7 protein-coding genes are annotated in these 15,491 nt (G+C 65.0%); 3 read left to right on the top strand and 4 right to left on the bottom strand.

Annotated elements, in window-relative coordinates:
* Window positions 1-77 precede the first annotated feature (77 nt).
* From AC1RWL_RS01170 to AC1RWL_RS01160, 3 genes are all read left to right on the top strand, one after another.
* Entirely contained in the window at window positions 78-914 is an 837-nt protein-coding gene (locus tag AC1RWL_RS01170) for a MurR/RpiR family transcriptional regulator (protein WP_493093620.1), read from the top strand.
* Between the two features lie 107 nt (window positions 915-1,021).
* Window positions 1,022-2,191: an ATP-grasp domain-containing protein gene (locus AC1RWL_RS01165; RefSeq protein ID WP_493093621.1), complete on the top strand. Its 1,170-nt coding sequence runs from the start codon at window positions 1,022-1,024 to the stop codon at window positions 2,189-2,191.
* Complete coding sequence (locus AC1RWL_RS01160; protein WP_493158191.1) at window positions 2,178-2,948, top strand: esterase family protein; 771 nt, start codon at window positions 2,178-2,180, stop codon at window positions 2,946-2,948. Before AC1RWL_RS01165 ends, AC1RWL_RS01160 begins: the two co-directional genes overlap by 14 nt.
* Window positions 2,949-3,116: 168 nt before the next feature.
* Here the strand turns inward: AC1RWL_RS01160 and AC1RWL_RS01155 are convergent, their stop codons facing one another.
* The 4 genes from AC1RWL_RS01155 to AC1RWL_RS01140 are packed head-to-tail and all read right to left on the bottom strand — an operon-like array spanning window position 3,117 to window position 15,447.
* Window positions 3,117-5,063 (bottom strand): hypothetical protein, encoded by a 1,947-nt coding sequence (locus AC1RWL_RS01155; protein WP_493093623.1) that lies wholly within the window; start codon window positions 5,061-5,063, stop codon window positions 3,117-3,119.
* A 52-nt stretch (window positions 5,064-5,115) separates the two neighbouring features.
* Window positions 5,116-8,865, bottom strand: a complete 3,750-nt coding sequence (locus AC1RWL_RS01150; protein ID WP_493093624.1) for a hypothetical protein — start codon at window positions 8,863-8,865, stop codon at window positions 5,116-5,118.
* Window positions 8,852-10,891 carry a hypothetical protein gene (locus tag AC1RWL_RS01145; RefSeq protein ID WP_493093625.1) on the bottom strand — a complete coding sequence of 680 codons (2,040 nt, stop codon included), beginning with the start codon at window positions 10,889-10,891 and terminating at the stop codon, window positions 8,852-8,854. Before AC1RWL_RS01145 ends, AC1RWL_RS01150 begins: the two co-directional genes overlap by 14 nt.
* The gene (locus tag AC1RWL_RS01140) at window positions 10,888-15,447 is read right to left on the bottom strand and encodes a DUF6603 domain-containing protein (protein WP_493093626.1); all 4,560 of its coding nucleotides are present in this window, start codon (window positions 15,445-15,447) and stop codon (window positions 10,888-10,890) included. The genes AC1RWL_RS01145 and AC1RWL_RS01140 overlap by 4 nt, the downstream gene beginning before the upstream one ends.
* Window positions 15,448-15,491 lie beyond the last annotated feature (44 nt).

Below are 15,491 nucleotides of genomic sequence, written 5' to 3'. Positions count from 1 at the left end.
TTCCCTCGGCGCACACGCCTTGACCGCCCCCGTTCCGCATAGTCTAACTCTCCTGAAACGCCTTTTTCGGACCCCTGATGACGCCTACCCCGGGTTTTCTCGAACGCATCACCGCGGCCCTGCCGGACCTCGCGCCTGCCGAGCGGCAGCTTGCGACCTTCCTCATCGATTTCCCCGGCGAACTGGCAAGCTACGATGCGCAGGAGTTGGCGCGGCTGGCCGAGGTCTCGAAGGCGACGGTCTCCCGTTTCGTGCGCCGCCTCGGTTATGACAGCTACGAACAGGCCCGCCGCGCCGCTCGCGAGGAAGGCCGCACCGGCTCGCGGCTCTACCTCGCCCGCAAGGAAGACCTCGACGCTGCCGACCCGGCAACGCAGATCGAGGAGGAGCGAGAAAACCTGGAATGGACCTTTCGGCGCTTTCCGCCGGAAAAATTCGAAGCGCTCGCCGCCCGGCTGCTCTCGTCGCGAAAGATCTGGCTGGTCGGGCAGCGGATCAGCCACAGTTTCGCGACCTATCTGGCCTGGCAGCTCGTCAAGCTCGCCGCCGATGTCGCGGTGGTGCCGCAGGGGGGCGAGACGCTCGGCGAGCACATCGTCGCCATGCAGCCGGAGGATTGCGTCATCGTCTTCGCCCTGCGCCGGCGGGCGGCCGGAACCGAGGCCGTGATCGAGCACATCAGGCAATCGGGTGCCGCGGTCGCGCTCGTCACCGACGAAAGCGTCGAACCGCGCGGCGATCTTGCCTGGCACATCGTCTGCGGCACGCAGACCCGCAGCCCGCAGTTCAACCACGCTGCCGTGCTGGCCGTCTGCCACCGGATCATGGTGCATGCGAGCCTTCGCGCCGGCGCCGAGGGGCGCGCCCGCCTGCGCCGGATCGAGGCCGTCAACGAGGCGATCGGTGGTCTCTAGACACGCCGGCCAAACCGGTTTTGCGCTGCGATTGTGGCGCCAAGCCCCACTTTTCTCTCATTTCGACCTCGACTAATATTCCCTTCCACCTCCCGGAGCAGTTCCTCGTGAAATTCGTGTTCTTCTCTCCGCACTTTCCCGCCAACAATGCCGACTTCTGCGATCGCCTCCGGCAGGCCGGCGCCACGATCCTGGGGATCGGCGATGCCCCCTTCGACCGGCTCGCCCCTAAGCTCAAGAACGCCCTCAGCGAATATTACCGCGTCGCCGACATGGAGAATGCCGACCAGGTGCTGCGCGCCATGGGCCATTTCATCCATCGCTGGGGCCGCATCGAGCGCTTCGAATCGCTGAACGAGCACTGGCTGGAGCACGACGCGGCCATCCGCACCGATTTCAACATTCCCGGCATCCGCAGCGATTTCATCGAGAACCTCAAGCACAAGTCGAAGATGAGCGCCTTCTTCAAGAAGGCCGGCGTCGAGACGATCCGCCAGCACGGCTATGTCGACCGGGCCGGCGTGGAGGCCTTCATCGCCGAGGTCGGCTATCCCATCGTGATCAAGCCGGACCAGGGCTCGGGCGCCAGCAACACGCTGAAGATCAGCGACAAGTCGGATCTCGATGCCTTCGAGGCGGCGAAAAAGCCTGGCGTGCGTTATGTCGCCGAACAGTTCATCGACGGCATCATCCTGACCTATGACGGGCTGGTGAACCGCGACGGCGAGATCGTCTTCGCCGCCAGCCACCGTTTCGAGCAGAGCATCATGGGCGTGGTCAACGCCGATTCGCACCTCAACTACTATTGCCTGCCCTTCGTCGATCCCGCAGTGGAAAAGGCCGGCCGCGCCGCCGTGAAAGCCTTCGGCATCCGCGAAAAGTTCTTCCATATCGAGTTCTTCCAGACCCGCTCGGACGGGCGCATCGTGGCGCTGGAGGTCAACATGCGCCCGCCCGGCGCCTGGATGACCGACGCCATCAACTATTCCTACGATATGGACGTCTATCGTGAATGGGCCGGCATGGTCGTCAACAACAAGGTCGCCGGCCCCTTCACGGGGCGCTACTATACCGGCTATGCCAGCCGCAAGAATCACATTCGCTACGTCAACGACCACGGGGCGATTCTGGCGGCCCATGGCAAGAAGATCGTGCATTGCGCGCCGATCGAGGATGTGTTCAGCCGGGCTATGGGCAATTTCGCCTATCAGTTCCGTTCGGAAGATTTTGAAGAGGTGAAAGCCATCGTGCGCTTCATCCAGGATGTGGAGCGTTAATACGGTGCAGGTCGACTATCACAAGCGCTTCAGCCATCACCTCGGGCGGGAGATGGAGTTCAAGACCTACGGCCATGCCGGCCGGCCGGTTCTGGTCTTCCCGACATCCAACGGACGCTTCTACCAGTACGAGGATTCCGGCGGCGTCAACGCGCTGGCCGATCGCATCGAGGCCGGCGAAATCAGGCTCTGGACCGCCGACGGCATCGACGGCGAGAGCTTCTTTTCCAACGGCCATGACCTTGCGGCCCGGATCGCCCGCCACGAATCCTATTTCCGCTATATCAACGACGAATTGCTGCCGGAAATCCTTGCCGCCGGCGGCGGCTTGCCGATCCTGTCGGGCTGTTCGATGGGCGCCTTCCACGCCAGCAACTTCCTGTTCCGCTTCCCCGACCGCGCCGCCGGCGTCATCGCGCTGAGTGGCGTCTACTCCACTCGGCATTTCTTTGGCGATGCCCTGGACGGCCAGATCTACTTCAACTCGCCGGTGAACTATCTCGCAGGAATGCCCGAAGGCGACCTCCTTAACCGGATTCGCTCCCGCCGCCTGTTCTTCTGCTGCGGCCAGGGCGCCTGGGAGGAGCAGATGATCGAGGACACCCATAATCTGGAGGCCGTGCTGCGCGAGAAAGGAATCCCCGCGTGGGTCGATTTCTGGGGACCGGACGCGAGCCACGACTGGCCATGGTGGCACAAGCAGATCGCGTATTTCTTCGGCAGGTGGCTGGAGGACGACCGTGGCAGGCCGCTGTAACGGTGCGAGTGGGGCACCGTTTCTAAATTTCAGCAATGCGGCGCACCATGCGATTGAGACACGAAACCAGCACTAATCTTGGTCTTGGTGGATTTTATCAATCGGCCCCTCTCTCGACAGATGTAGGCTGCTGGCAGACCTAGAGCGCATGAGAAAGCAGCCTTCTCCTCAAAGCTCTTGCCCTCGGGGTACTATCGTTGCCGGGGAGATGACGGGGACGGCGCTTGTTCCGTGCTGGTCGAAGGCCATCAGGTAGAAATCCCGTTGAGCGAGGCTTTTGTTGCACCAGTCAAGCGTCGGATCGCCCTCGTCGCCATACCAGCCAAGAATTGCGGCCATGGGCACGGTCACGCTGGTGCCCGTGTTCGACCAGTCGATTTCGATCATGGTGAAGACGTCGAATACGGTGGTGTCGTCGCCCACAAGGGTCCCGAGGCGATCGGTGCCGGGAAAACTGCCCGCTGCGCAATGGCCGATCATGTAGCTTTCGACATTGCGGCCCGACCAAGCAAACGAGATGTCGCCGAAAATCCGGTCGACCGTCCGATACATGCGGAAATAGTTGATACTTGCGACTGGTTCTACGACGCTCAGCGTCGCCTCTGCTTCCATCGGCAACGGGTCCGGCGTCGCCCACACGCCACTCAGGCGATAGAAGCGGTTCTGGCGCACCGTTTCAGGCATGTTTCCGCGAAGGGGCACATCAGTCGCGGGCTTGGAGATCTTCTGCAACACGGTGCGGCCTTCGGTGATCTTGCCCTCGAACCCCCAGCGCCCGGTCAGGGTCCAGGAGAGTATCGCCCGCTCGTCCATTGCTGCTGCTGGCGGCGTCATGCGGAAATCCATTTCAGGCATGACGACATCCACGGCGATCGTGGCTTCCCTAACCAACTGGTCCTCCTTATAGAGCGACAGCGTATAGACCGTGTCCTGATAGGGCGTCATGGTGAGATCGCCCTTCGGCACGCCGAGGCGCGGGTTGCCCCGGGCGCTGCTTTTCCGGACCGCGATGCCATATTCGACGTAGAACAGCTCGACGCGGTCACAGCCGAGAACCTCCCAGCTCAACCGGTTCTCCTCGCCGCAATAGAGCGAGGGTGGCTCCGCCAGGAAACTCTTGACCTGCGGCTCCGGGATTTGCCGGGAGAGCTCCAACGTCTCGTAGCCCGGATCATAGCCGTCAAAACCGCCGTAGAGCACATAGATCTGGGTGGCGAAGGGCGGAAGGTTCGATTGCAGTTTGGAAATGTGCAGTTCCAGCGCGCCGCTCTTGTCGATCAGTTCACGGTTGTCCTTGTGCGGCTTTACCTCGCAGACGAGACTGTCGCTATCGGGGCCTGCGGAAATCCAGCGGTGCTTTCCATCGCCAACGGGCTTCACTTCGATCGCCTGCGCCAGCCTGGCCGTCGTCAGCGCCGTGCTCCCGGTCAGCTCTTCCTCCTCGCCTTCCTCCACCACGGTCGAGGGGAAAACGAGCGTGAACGTCGGCCCGTCGCCACCCGAGCTGCCCGAATGCAGCGGCGTGTCCTTGTCCCGGTTGCGAATGGTCAGGACGAGATCGTTGGGGATGAGATAGTCGCGCCCGACGGACGTCAGGATGGAGCGCGACGAGATTTCGAAAGAAAGGGCATTCGTTAAGAGCCGCGCCGGATCGCTCTTCTCGGGCTTGTCGACCAGGACCATGAAGTCGTCGAAGGTTTTCGACGGGCAGGCCGGACCATCGGCGGCCGGCCAGATCTTCTTCACCATTACCTGCACATGCTTGTCGCCAAGCTTCGATCCGATGCCGAGCGTACCGAAACTCAGGGAAAACGTCAGCACCTCCTGCTTGTCCCAGCGAATATCGCTTGCGGGCGACAGCGTCGGCCCGTCATTGCCGCTCTCACTCTCCCAGCCCTCTGCCGACAGGCGAAGCTCGGCGAGTTCATCCTTGCCGCACAGTTCCCGGAGGTTCAGCGCGATTTTGGTGGCACCGGCCTTCAGGGTCAAAGCGTCGTTGCCCGCATTGGTGAGCACCAGAAATATGTCGTTGCGGCCGCGCGTGGCACTACGGAACAGGACGGGCTTGCGGCCTGGATACTGAAAGCTCATCTTGATCTTCGGATTGAATGTCATCGAAACGATCTCCATCAGCAGGGTTGTAGGCGATTAGGCAGGCGCCAGGGGACTACGGCGCGTTTGTTTCCCGTTCCCGGCCGGTCGGCGTCGGCCGCGGCACGAGCCGCAGCCAGCCATCGGCGATATGCAGGGGGCTATAGGACGTGGTCGGCCGCTCGCCGGTGCCCGGCAGGTCGTCGATCTGGTGCCAGCCGTCCTCCTCGGCTTCCACCCAGCTCCAACCGTAGCCAGCCAGCGCCGGCAGTGGCAGGCGCATCTCGCCGGATGCGAGCACCGGACCGCAGGGGAAGTTCGTCTCAAGCGAGGCGAGTGCGCCGGTGTAGTGCTGCATGGGTATATCGATGCCCTTGACTGGTAACAGGCCGCAATTGGCGTGCACGGTGCCGAACGGGTCCATCAGCAATGTCACGCGCACCGGCGTCTGCCAGTCTGCTGCTGCGATCATCACCGGATTGTCGACCGACGGCTCGACGCCGTGCTCTCCCCTCCCCGCAGCCGCATAGAACCGGCTGTAGTCCGTACCGCCGGCATTTTCGAGAAAATAGCCGACCAGCCCGTCCTCGATCTGGTTCAGATTGCCGAGCCGCACCGGGATCCTCACCGCCTCGAAGCCGAGCGTGTCGAGGTCCTGCACCGCGGCCTCGTCGTCCTCGCTGATGCGCGTCACGCGACGCGTCAGCATATCCCAGTCCGCCCTCCCCCGCGGCCCACCCTTGAGCTCGAGCGACAGGCTGGCGCGCACCAGCGCCAGCGGCCGGCCGAGGAGGAGGCTCAACGCCTCGTCGCTATTGGCCTTGTTCGGAATGATGGTTACCAGCGATCGATCGATGACATCGGCGAACTCCGCCAGAAATGCCGCGGGCTGCTCATGCTCCAGCACGCCGCGGACGAAGTCCGCGAGATGAGGATCGGCAATCGTCTGAACCGCGGAACCGGCCGTTGGCTCCCAGATCGCCTCGCTCTGGTCCTCGACGAGCCGCAACGTGCCGCAAGCAGCCCCCTCCGCCGTATGAACCACCAGGCCGAGATCGAGATTGTTGACCACCACCCAGCCGCAGACCGGGCTGCTCGACGGATGCTCGTGCGTATCGCTGCCATCGTCGCGCGCGTCCAGAAGGCGGAAATTCAAGCGCGCCGGCTGAAGAAACCGCGGCGGCAGCTGCGCCTGGCGGTTGGCCTTTCTGGAAGGATCGCCCGGCACGAGACCTCGTGCTCGCGCCAGTCGCGCGCGGTCGATATCCAGTGATCGCTCCTGCCCGAAGACATCGATCAGGGACAGACTGGCAATCCGGAGATAGCCGCCCCGGATCGGCAGGAAGGGCGAAAACGGACGCGCGCGTACATCGTCGCGATCCGGCGCCAGCGTCGCCACCGTCTGGGTGAGCTCGTCGTCCGGTCCGAAGGGATCGAGTACGCGCAACTGCATGGCGCGCTGGCGTGCCAGCAGCGACTGGTTAAAGCCGGTCAGCACGTGAGAAAGCGCCGGAACCTTTACAGCGGCCGCAATCGCCTCGTGTAGCTGCTGATCGGGCACATGGGCGGCAAGCGTATCGAGCGAGGCGGCAAGACTGCGGAAGGCAGATTGCGTCAGGAGCCCCGTCCCGCGCAGCGGAACCGGCGCCAGCGTCCGGCTTGCCACGGCGTCGCGCGGAATGAGGTCGATCGTCTCCGCATCGAAGTCGTAGCGCGCCATCAGCGCATCTGGAGAAAATGGCCTCGAACCGTCCCGAGACGGCCGGTCGGGAACCAGCAGCGGGGCATATTCCGCCTCCCAGTCAAGGAAAAGCGGGAGCCAGGGATTACCCTGCCAGGTGCGGTTGCCGATCTTTGCGACCGGCACACCGGCAAACTGGACGCCGGCCCCGTCCTGCCCCGCCGCATCGGCCTGAAGTGCGGCGCGGATATCCGCTGCAACCGCTTGCGCTTTCCCATCGGCAGCGCCCAAGATCCTGCACGCGACGTGGACTGCAAGGTCAGGATCGGTCAGCAGCGCTTCGGCAACGAGCGCGCGCGCATCGCCCGCGATCGGCAAACCGGCAAGCGGCAGCTGCGCGAGCCATTCGGACGCATCGAACACGTCCTTCCGACCGCCCCGATCAAGGGTCAATGTCGCCTGCAGTTCGCTCGTGCGCCGGCACGGCAGAAGCCCATCGGCGCTCTGCTTGCTGTCTCCGCCATAGCGCACGGGCGGGCGTGCGTCTTCGCCCGCAAGCAGGATGACGGGATCGACGGGCTCCCAGAACCGCGCTCCCGGCACCGCTTTGAGGGCCATCGCATCGCCGCACTCCGCCTGGACCGCCCCGGCAAGCCCGGCAAGCGCCTTTGCAAGCCGCCCGGCGAGGGAATCGGCTGGAGATCCCGTCGGCAGCGATCCGTCGACGGGTCGCGTAAGCGTACCGATGCGTGTCGTGTCGTCGACCAGTGCCGCACACTCTGCTTCAAGCAGGGACCGCAGATTCCGCGCGAATTCCGCACGGTTGCCGATATCGGCGAGATCCGGCACCAATTGCAGGATGGTTTCGTCATGGGTGGCATGAAGGACCTGCATGAAGCGACGCCAGTCGAAGACCAGCGTCTCGCGACGGGCTGCCAGATCGGCCGTCGCGCGCGCCAAATCGCATTCCAATGCATTGACTGCCACAAGCCTTTCAGCGAGCGGTTCGCTGATCGCCACGCCCGTCCGCGGCGGCGCATCGCGCGGTTCAAGCGCCCGCTCCGCCGACGCCGCGATCTGCCAGGCGGTTTCCCCGGCCACCGTGGCAAAGCTCGCTGCGTGAAGGAGATGATCCAGCTTGACCTGGAAATCGGGCCCGACATGGTCGGTCAGCATGCCGGACTGCACGGCGTCCAGAAGGAAGATGGCTTGCTCGTCGCCAAGCAGGTTCGGGCGGTTGGCGAGGAGCGCCGAAACGCAGTCAGCCTGGCTGTTGCCGATCGCGATTTCCAGGGCGGGAACGTCCTGTCTTGCCGGCATTTCATCCGGGTTCCAGGCGATCGCGCGGACAAGGCCGGATGCAAGGCAACGCGCGGGGGGACCTGCGGGCGACGGCGAAGCGCGCCAGGCGAAGCCATGAGCGATCGGCGTCGGATCCAGTCGGGGTTCCAGCGCAGCCGCGCTGAACCATCCGGCGACCAGATAGGTCAGGCGGTCGCCCGAAGCGGCGTCAAAGTCGCCAAGATCGGCAAGCGCATCGTGAAAGCCGAAGATGTTCCGGCAATTGGGATAATAGGCCGCAAAGCTCGTGTCGCCATAGCCGATGGCCGTCAACGGCCTGCCGTCGCCAAAACGTTCCCCCGGATCGGCGCCTTCGCGCCAATCCTCCAGTGCGACGAAGCGTCCGAGATAACGGTGGAACTGGCCGCCATCCTCCGGCTGATGCGGCACCGAGACGGTGGCCGCGGCCGGATCGGCATGCTGGAAATCGCTTTCCACCACCCAGCCGCGCAACAGGGGCCGCGGGTGCCGTTCGGCATCCACCCGGATGACGATGCGCACCACCAGCCAGCGGTTCGGCACCGCTGGAAACGTGAGCCCGCGCTCCTCGTCGAGGATCGCCTTGGTCAGCGCATCCGGCAAGGCCCAGTGCAGGTGGATGCCGGGATCGGGCATCGTCTCGGACAGGGCATCGATGCTTTCGCCGATATAGGGTTTGCCGCTCCACTCCACCTCAGAATCCTGGCCCGGCAGGGAGGAGAAATCCGCAGTCGCGCCGCGAAACCGCAGACCGGCATCGGACATTTGCCCGCCGACGCACAGCGCCTCGACATCGATCGGAACGATCAGGCTATCGTCGCTCAAGGCGCGCCTCCGACTGTTTGAAGACGACGCAGCCGACCCCCTCGATCATCTCGCGCGCGAATTCGGCCTGCGTAAACGGCGCGCCGCCAAACGCCTGCCGCATGTTTTCTGCCAGCGCCGCGACCTCCAGCACGTGTCCTGCGGGGCGAAACGCGACTGCGACCGACGTCGAGTTCACCCGCAACTTCTTTGAGGCAACACCGGATTTGAGGTGCAGATCGACGCCGAAATGGATCGCCTCCGCCGGCTCGTGCAGGACGACCTCCTCCGCCACTCCGTCGAAAAGGGCCAGCATGAGGCTCGGCGACAGAGTTTCGAACCGGAGCAGCGGCAAGAGATCGCCAGCCTTGTTCTTCCCTTCGATCTCCATGCCCGGCCAGAACGAAACTGCCTTGGAGCGCAACAGGAAGCCTGTTGCTGAAGCAACCGTGCCGCCGGCGCTCGCGGAATCCGGGCGCAGGGACCACCGAACCGCCTTTTCGGCCGCCTCGTGCAGGCCCGCCGCATGGGTATCGTCATGGACAAGATCGCCAGCTGTGAAGCGGCCGAGGCTATAGGCGCCATCCACCAGGCAATCCAGCCAGTTCGGATCGACATGGAAGAAGCGGATGGATTCGGGCGGCAGCATCGCCTCGTCGGGAACGAGGTAGGAAAACGGCACGCCCTTCAGGAGACGCAGACGCGCGAGCCATTCGACGATCGCAGCAGGGGCAAGCGACGCAGGCTGCCGGTTTGCGAGCCATCCTGCCGCCCCGGCGCGACCCTCCGGTTGGCCGAGGCGCTGGCTGAGCAGGTCTCGCTCGACGGAAGCGACCGCATCCCGCCGCGTTGCGATCTTCCAGCGATAGAGCGCCGTCGAAAAGGCCCGATCCTGCAACGCGAGCAACTGGCCGATCTGCCAGGCGGCGGCATAGGACACATCAAGGAGCTGCGTGCGGGGATCCTCGATCAGCGCCGCGTCGGCACCGTCGAGCGGCAGCACCACCGTCCGCGGCACGGCAAGCGGCGTGAAGGGGCCGCGATACCAGGACACGGCAAGCCCGCCATCGCGTTCGCGATGCGGCATCGCCGCATACCCCATCTCGTTCGCGGCAGCGACGTAGTCTTCGCCCGGGCCCGCTGCCGGCGCATCGCCAGACGGGCGCAAGGGGCCGCGATCGAGCGCCGAAAGGCATTCGCCGAACGACAGCGGCTCTTCCAGCGTATGGAAACTCCAAGTCGCAAGGCAGGCGAGCCGGATGCGCCCGGCCTGTCCGGCCAGTGGCGACGCTCCGCCCGGCAGCCATACGCCCAGCCCTTCGAGCGACACGAGGCAGGCGACGCTGCGCCCGCCCATGCGCGGCAGCCGGTTGGCGACGATAACCGCATAGTCCTGCACGGTCGTGATGTCTGCCATGGTCGCTCGCGTGGCCTTCCGGTTCGTGGTGGAGGTGCGCCCGTGAGCGAGCCAGGCGATATCCTGCAAGCTCGGCGCGATCCGGCGAAACGTGTCGAGATCAAGGTCGATCACGAGGCAGGGATCGTTATGGCTTTCGCCCGCATCGAGCCGACCGAGGCCGGGATAGGAGACCGTTCCGGACGGCAACCGACCGCCCGGATGCACGTTCGCCGCCACGAGATCGCCGATCGCCATCGGCGTCGGATCGGCAATGCCGTCCGCCTGGTCGAGCACCAGGACGGCAAGCCAAGGCAGCGGCCCGGCCTGGACGGCCCCGTCGTGCATCAGGTTGCGTTCCCACGGCAGGGTGCGGCGGGTGATGACGGCATGGGGCAGGACGTTGAAGAACTCGCCCTGCGCGCCCTGCGGCGGGAACACTGAAGCGACCTCGGCTGGATCGAGCGAGAACCGTTCTCCGGCAATGGCGAACCTCGCCTTGTGCACGAAGGTGTTGTGCTCGCCCGCAGCCTCGATGGACTGCATAAGGTCGAGCGTGTATTCGCCGGGCGGCAAGGCCGACGGGAAGGATGCGACAAATCGGATGCTGGCGCCGTCGGCGTCGGAACCGGGTGCGAGGGGTAGATTCATGCCGGTGAGGCTCCGAGCACTGCGCGCTGGGGCTTGTGTCCGAAGCGACGGCGATCGCGGCCCGCGATGGCCGGCCGTGTCTTCAGCTCCCTCCTGGAAAGCGCAGCAAGGACGTCCGTCGCCGTACACGCTCCAACCCTCCGCGGATCGCTCCATTCGAAACCGAGTGGTGCCGGATGGGCAAGCTTGAGATCCGAGACCGGTACGGTCTCGGTGCTGTGCGTTTCGACCAGTGCCGGCTTGAGATTGAAGCCGACCAGTGCGCCCTCCACCATGCGTTCTCCGCCCAGCGATGGCGGCGGAACCTGTTGTGCGCCGTCTTCGCCAATGTCGGAAGACCACAACGCGGCCGGCACGCTGCGCACGACCGGCTCGATGCGAACACCCTCGACATTGCGGCGTGCGGCGGTGTCCGCATCGAGGCAGGTCAGCGTAATGTCGAGATCGGATTGAAGACGGTGGGCGGCAATCATCGCAGGTGCAACGCCAACCTGCTGCGACCAGCCGCCAGCCGACGGCCCGTCCTGTACCCTGCCGTTGTAGCGCGCCTGCTTCACAGGGATGGCGCAGACGATCTCCAGCGCAAGTCGTTCACCGTTCAGCACCCATTGCAGGTCGTCCCGCTCCTTCGAAAGGTCGCGCATCAGGCCGCCGCTCGCACGGGCGAGGCATATCGTATTGGTCGCGTCCGCTCCGCCCCAGGCAAGCCTGCGTCCGGGCGGCAGGGCAGGCTGCGCCGGCAGGAAGGACTGCTTGAACTGCGCCCAGGTGAGCGCGGTGCGATCGGGATTGCTGGAGCCGAACGGAATGGTGAACGACACGACGTCGAGATCGATATGCGCCTCGCCACCGAACGGGGGTCCATGCAACCGGAGCTCGACGCCAAGGTCGAACGGGAGCGTAACGGAGGTGAAAAGCAGGTTGATATCGACTTCGACATGGATCTGCACGGTGATCGAGATGTCGTAGGCAAAGGGTTTCCACTGGATGAGGAAATCATAGCCGCATTGAAACGAGGCGGTGACCGGCCCGCCACTCCAGGCCGCCTCCATCGAACCGCCCGCCATCACGGCGTTCGGCACGAGCGCGAAATAGGACGTGCCCTTGATCTGAAGCGCATTCGACAGCTGCCACCGCATGGCGAGGCGCGCGGGTGTCGGATAGTGCGCCGGCGCGTCGAAGCGGGGGTGATAGCCGCCAAGCGTCAGAACGAAATCACCCTCGTGCTCTCCGGCAAACCAGGCGCAGAAGGCGAAACCGCCCGTCGGGTGGCAATCGTGCGATAGCAGGAAGGAATTGCGGGTCAGCTGCCCCTGCACGCAAAGTTCGCCGGATGCGGGCCGCACCGTTGCCTTGAGCCCGATCTCGATCACCGCGATGGGATTGGGCGCTTCCGGCGGCATGCTCATCCGCGACAGGCCGAGCAGCGCCATGTTGCCGGGATTGTCGAGCGGCACGGTCAGAAGGGCGACCGACTGGATCAGCTCGAACGAGCTGAAGCGCAGGCCGGCTGCCAGCCATTCGCGCCCGGCTTCGGGATGGATGTCGCGGTCCATGGCGCGCAGCACGTCGTTCAGCGCCAGCCCGCCGAAGCCGGCGCCAGGCATTGCCGCCTGCACCAGCGAAAAGTCCTCGATGCCGCTGATGTCCGGTGTCTCGAGCCGGCTGTTGAGGCCGAGGCCAGCTGCGACGCCGCGCACGTAGCAGCAGGGTGGCCCGCCGAGCGGTGCTTCCAGCACGCCGAAGACGAACATCGACGTCCGGTCGCCAAGATCTGCATATTGCCCGATGGCGCCGATCACATAGCCCGCCGTCTCCAGGCGTACCGATCCGGCGTAAACGCCCGCGTCGCGGCGCAACAGGCCGCCGCTGACGCTGACCGGACCGGCGGCGAAACCGAGCCCGACACCATCGAGCCGGAACTCGGGATCGAACCTGTCGAGGCGCGACCCGAGGCCGAGGCCCGCAAGGCTGAGCGTCAATCCCTGGAAGCTGAGATGACTGTCGAAGACGAGCGTCATCCGGTCGTTCTCGAAGCGCAAGCCGAGCCGCTCCAGCGTGAACGGACCAAAACCCTTGTTGATCGAGAACCACCGCATCTCATCGATGGCGGGCGCGGTGGCGGGCACCGGTAGGCCGCCTTGCGGCGCGTTTTCCTCCGAGGGCGCGGGGCCAGCAAAGGAGAGGCCGATCGGCAGATGGCTGAGGCCGCTTGCGAGCAACGCCACATCCAGCCCGGCGATGGCCGGCAAAGGCAGGGTGATGCCCTTCGCCACGTCGGCGAAGCGCGCACCGTCGGCAAGGCTGACGGCCTGTGACGCCCGCGTCACGCGCAGCGTCTCCAGTGTCACGCCGGACTGCCGCAGCATCGGGCCTGCCAACGGCAATCGCGCCGGATCGAGGCGATCGAGCGAGACGTCGACATTGACGAGATTGCTCCAGGCCGCCTCCCCGCGCTTTTCCGCAACGAGCCGGAACGTCGCCATCGTGTCACCCCCGCTCAGTATGGTGCAGACGACGGCAAGCCGGCGATCCGGGCCGCCAAGCGTGAAGCTCAGCGCGAGATCGGCGATGGCGAGATCGCCGGCCTCCAACGGATAGGACAGGCCGACCATGCGCTCCAACGCCTCGACGAGGCCGGAAAGCGACAGCTCCGCCTCGCCCTGTCGCAGCGTGAACAGCCATTCGCTTTCCGGCGTTGCGCCGGTTTCGGCATGGCGGTACTCTGCCGCCGCCACAAGCGGAATCCCGTCGATCGTGAACAGCAGTTCCAGCGCAGCTTCCACCGTCCGCGCGCCCACCTCGCCGCTCCGCTCGGCAGAAAAGCGTGTGATGCGGCCCTTGAAACCCTCAAACGGCTCGACGATTGTCGCCGACGCCCCCGAGACGCTAAACAGGCCGCTCGACGGGCCGATAGTGATTGTCATGTCGCTGAGAACGAAATCCGGGATTTCAGCCGGCAGATGAACAAGCGTGAGGAAGGTGTCGGCGAGGTGCCCGACATTCAACTCGGGGATCAGCACCTCGAAGCGGCACACGTCATCGAGGATCAGATTGACCTGTAGGCTCCAGCCGGCAATTGTGATGTCGCCGGCCAGGTGGCCGGAAAGAGCACCAGCGCCATAGTCAGCGGTGATCTCGATGTTCTCGATTACGATTTCCGCGCCGCCGACATCGAAATGCCAACCGCCTTCCGTCTCGATGCGCAGGCCGAACCGTCCGTTATCGAGGTTGCCATCGATATCGAGGTCAAGCAGGGCGCAGTCGGGCGGGGTGATGCCCGGCAGCAGCTGCGCCAGCATCGCGCCGACATCGAGCGTCTCGCCAACCGCCATGCCAGCCGTGAAATCGCCGGTCGTCGCATCGAGTTCGACCACGAAGCGCGCCGAGCCGAGCCACCAATCCCCGCCGACGCGGATGTCGGTTACCGTCTCGCCGCCATCGGCGTGCCGCGAGAGGTAGAAATACGGCTGGACGGCGATGACGCCGTCGATCAGCGACCAGGGATGTTCCGTGGTGATCTCGAAACCGAAGCTGTCGAGCGTCAGCGTCTCCAGATCCAGCCCGGCCTCGAAGCCGACAAGAGCGACGTCGCCCAGATGTTCGAGCGGTCCGGGCAATAGCGCCCGAATGCCGTCGAGGCCGAAAGCGTGCTCGATATCGGCAATCGAAAGCGGCTTGTCGCCATCGAAAAGGCCGGTAAGGGCGGCATGCGAACCGGAGAGGCTGACATCGAGGCCGAGCACGTGCTTGCCGAGCGTAATCTCGGCGACGGCGGTAATGGCATCGAAGCTGCGGGCGTCGGACCCAACCGGACCGCGGCAACCGAGTTCGATCACCTTGACCTTGAGCGATGCCAGGCCGGAGACGGAGAGCGACGCGAGGCCATCACCGTTGCCTTGCGCCGTATAGGACAGCCACAGTTGCAGCCCATCGCCGTCTTCCTCCTCGCAAATGAGCCCGCAAGCCGGATGCTCCGCAAAAATTCCGAGTGGCTGGACCGGACCGAGAACGGCGTCGTAGCCGGCGATCGCGGCCCGGAAATTGAGCCCGGCGCCAAGCGGCGCCCGGACGGCGGTTTCGGGCGCGTCGATCGAGTAGACGAGGCCGTCGGGTTCCTCGAAGTCGCAGGACGACACCGCCAGCGCCGCGTTGCGAAGGCCGAATTCCGCCGGGAAGGCGGCAGTGCTCCACGGATAGGGCGGCGGCGCGAACCAATCCGCAAGCCGCCAGGCCGGTACGGCATCGTCAAAGGTCAGCACATATTCGATCGAATCCTCATAGCGGCCGAAGCGGTCGCTGGCCTCGAACAGGATCAGCGTCGCCGGCAGCCGACCACGGCCGAGCAGTTCCGTTTTGCCGTGCACGGTGATCCGACCACCGTCGTCATAGTCCACCACCATCACATCATGCAGGATAAGACTTTCAGCGCCGAACAGCGCCAGCCACTGGTCGGCCAGATGATCCGCGCCGAGGAGGCCACCCGTCAGGATCAGGCGGCCGGCCGCCGCTTCGACGGCCAGCGAAGCATAGAGTTGCGCAAGGCGGCGGCTCATGAGCGATCTCCGGCGCGGGAGCGCCAGCCGGCTGCCGATGTCGT

Source organism: Shinella sp. GW821-FHT10F02 (genome assembly GCF_058809275.1).
The sequence above is the reverse complement of the archived record's forward strand: the minus strand, read 5'-3'. Positions and strand labels throughout refer to the sequence as shown.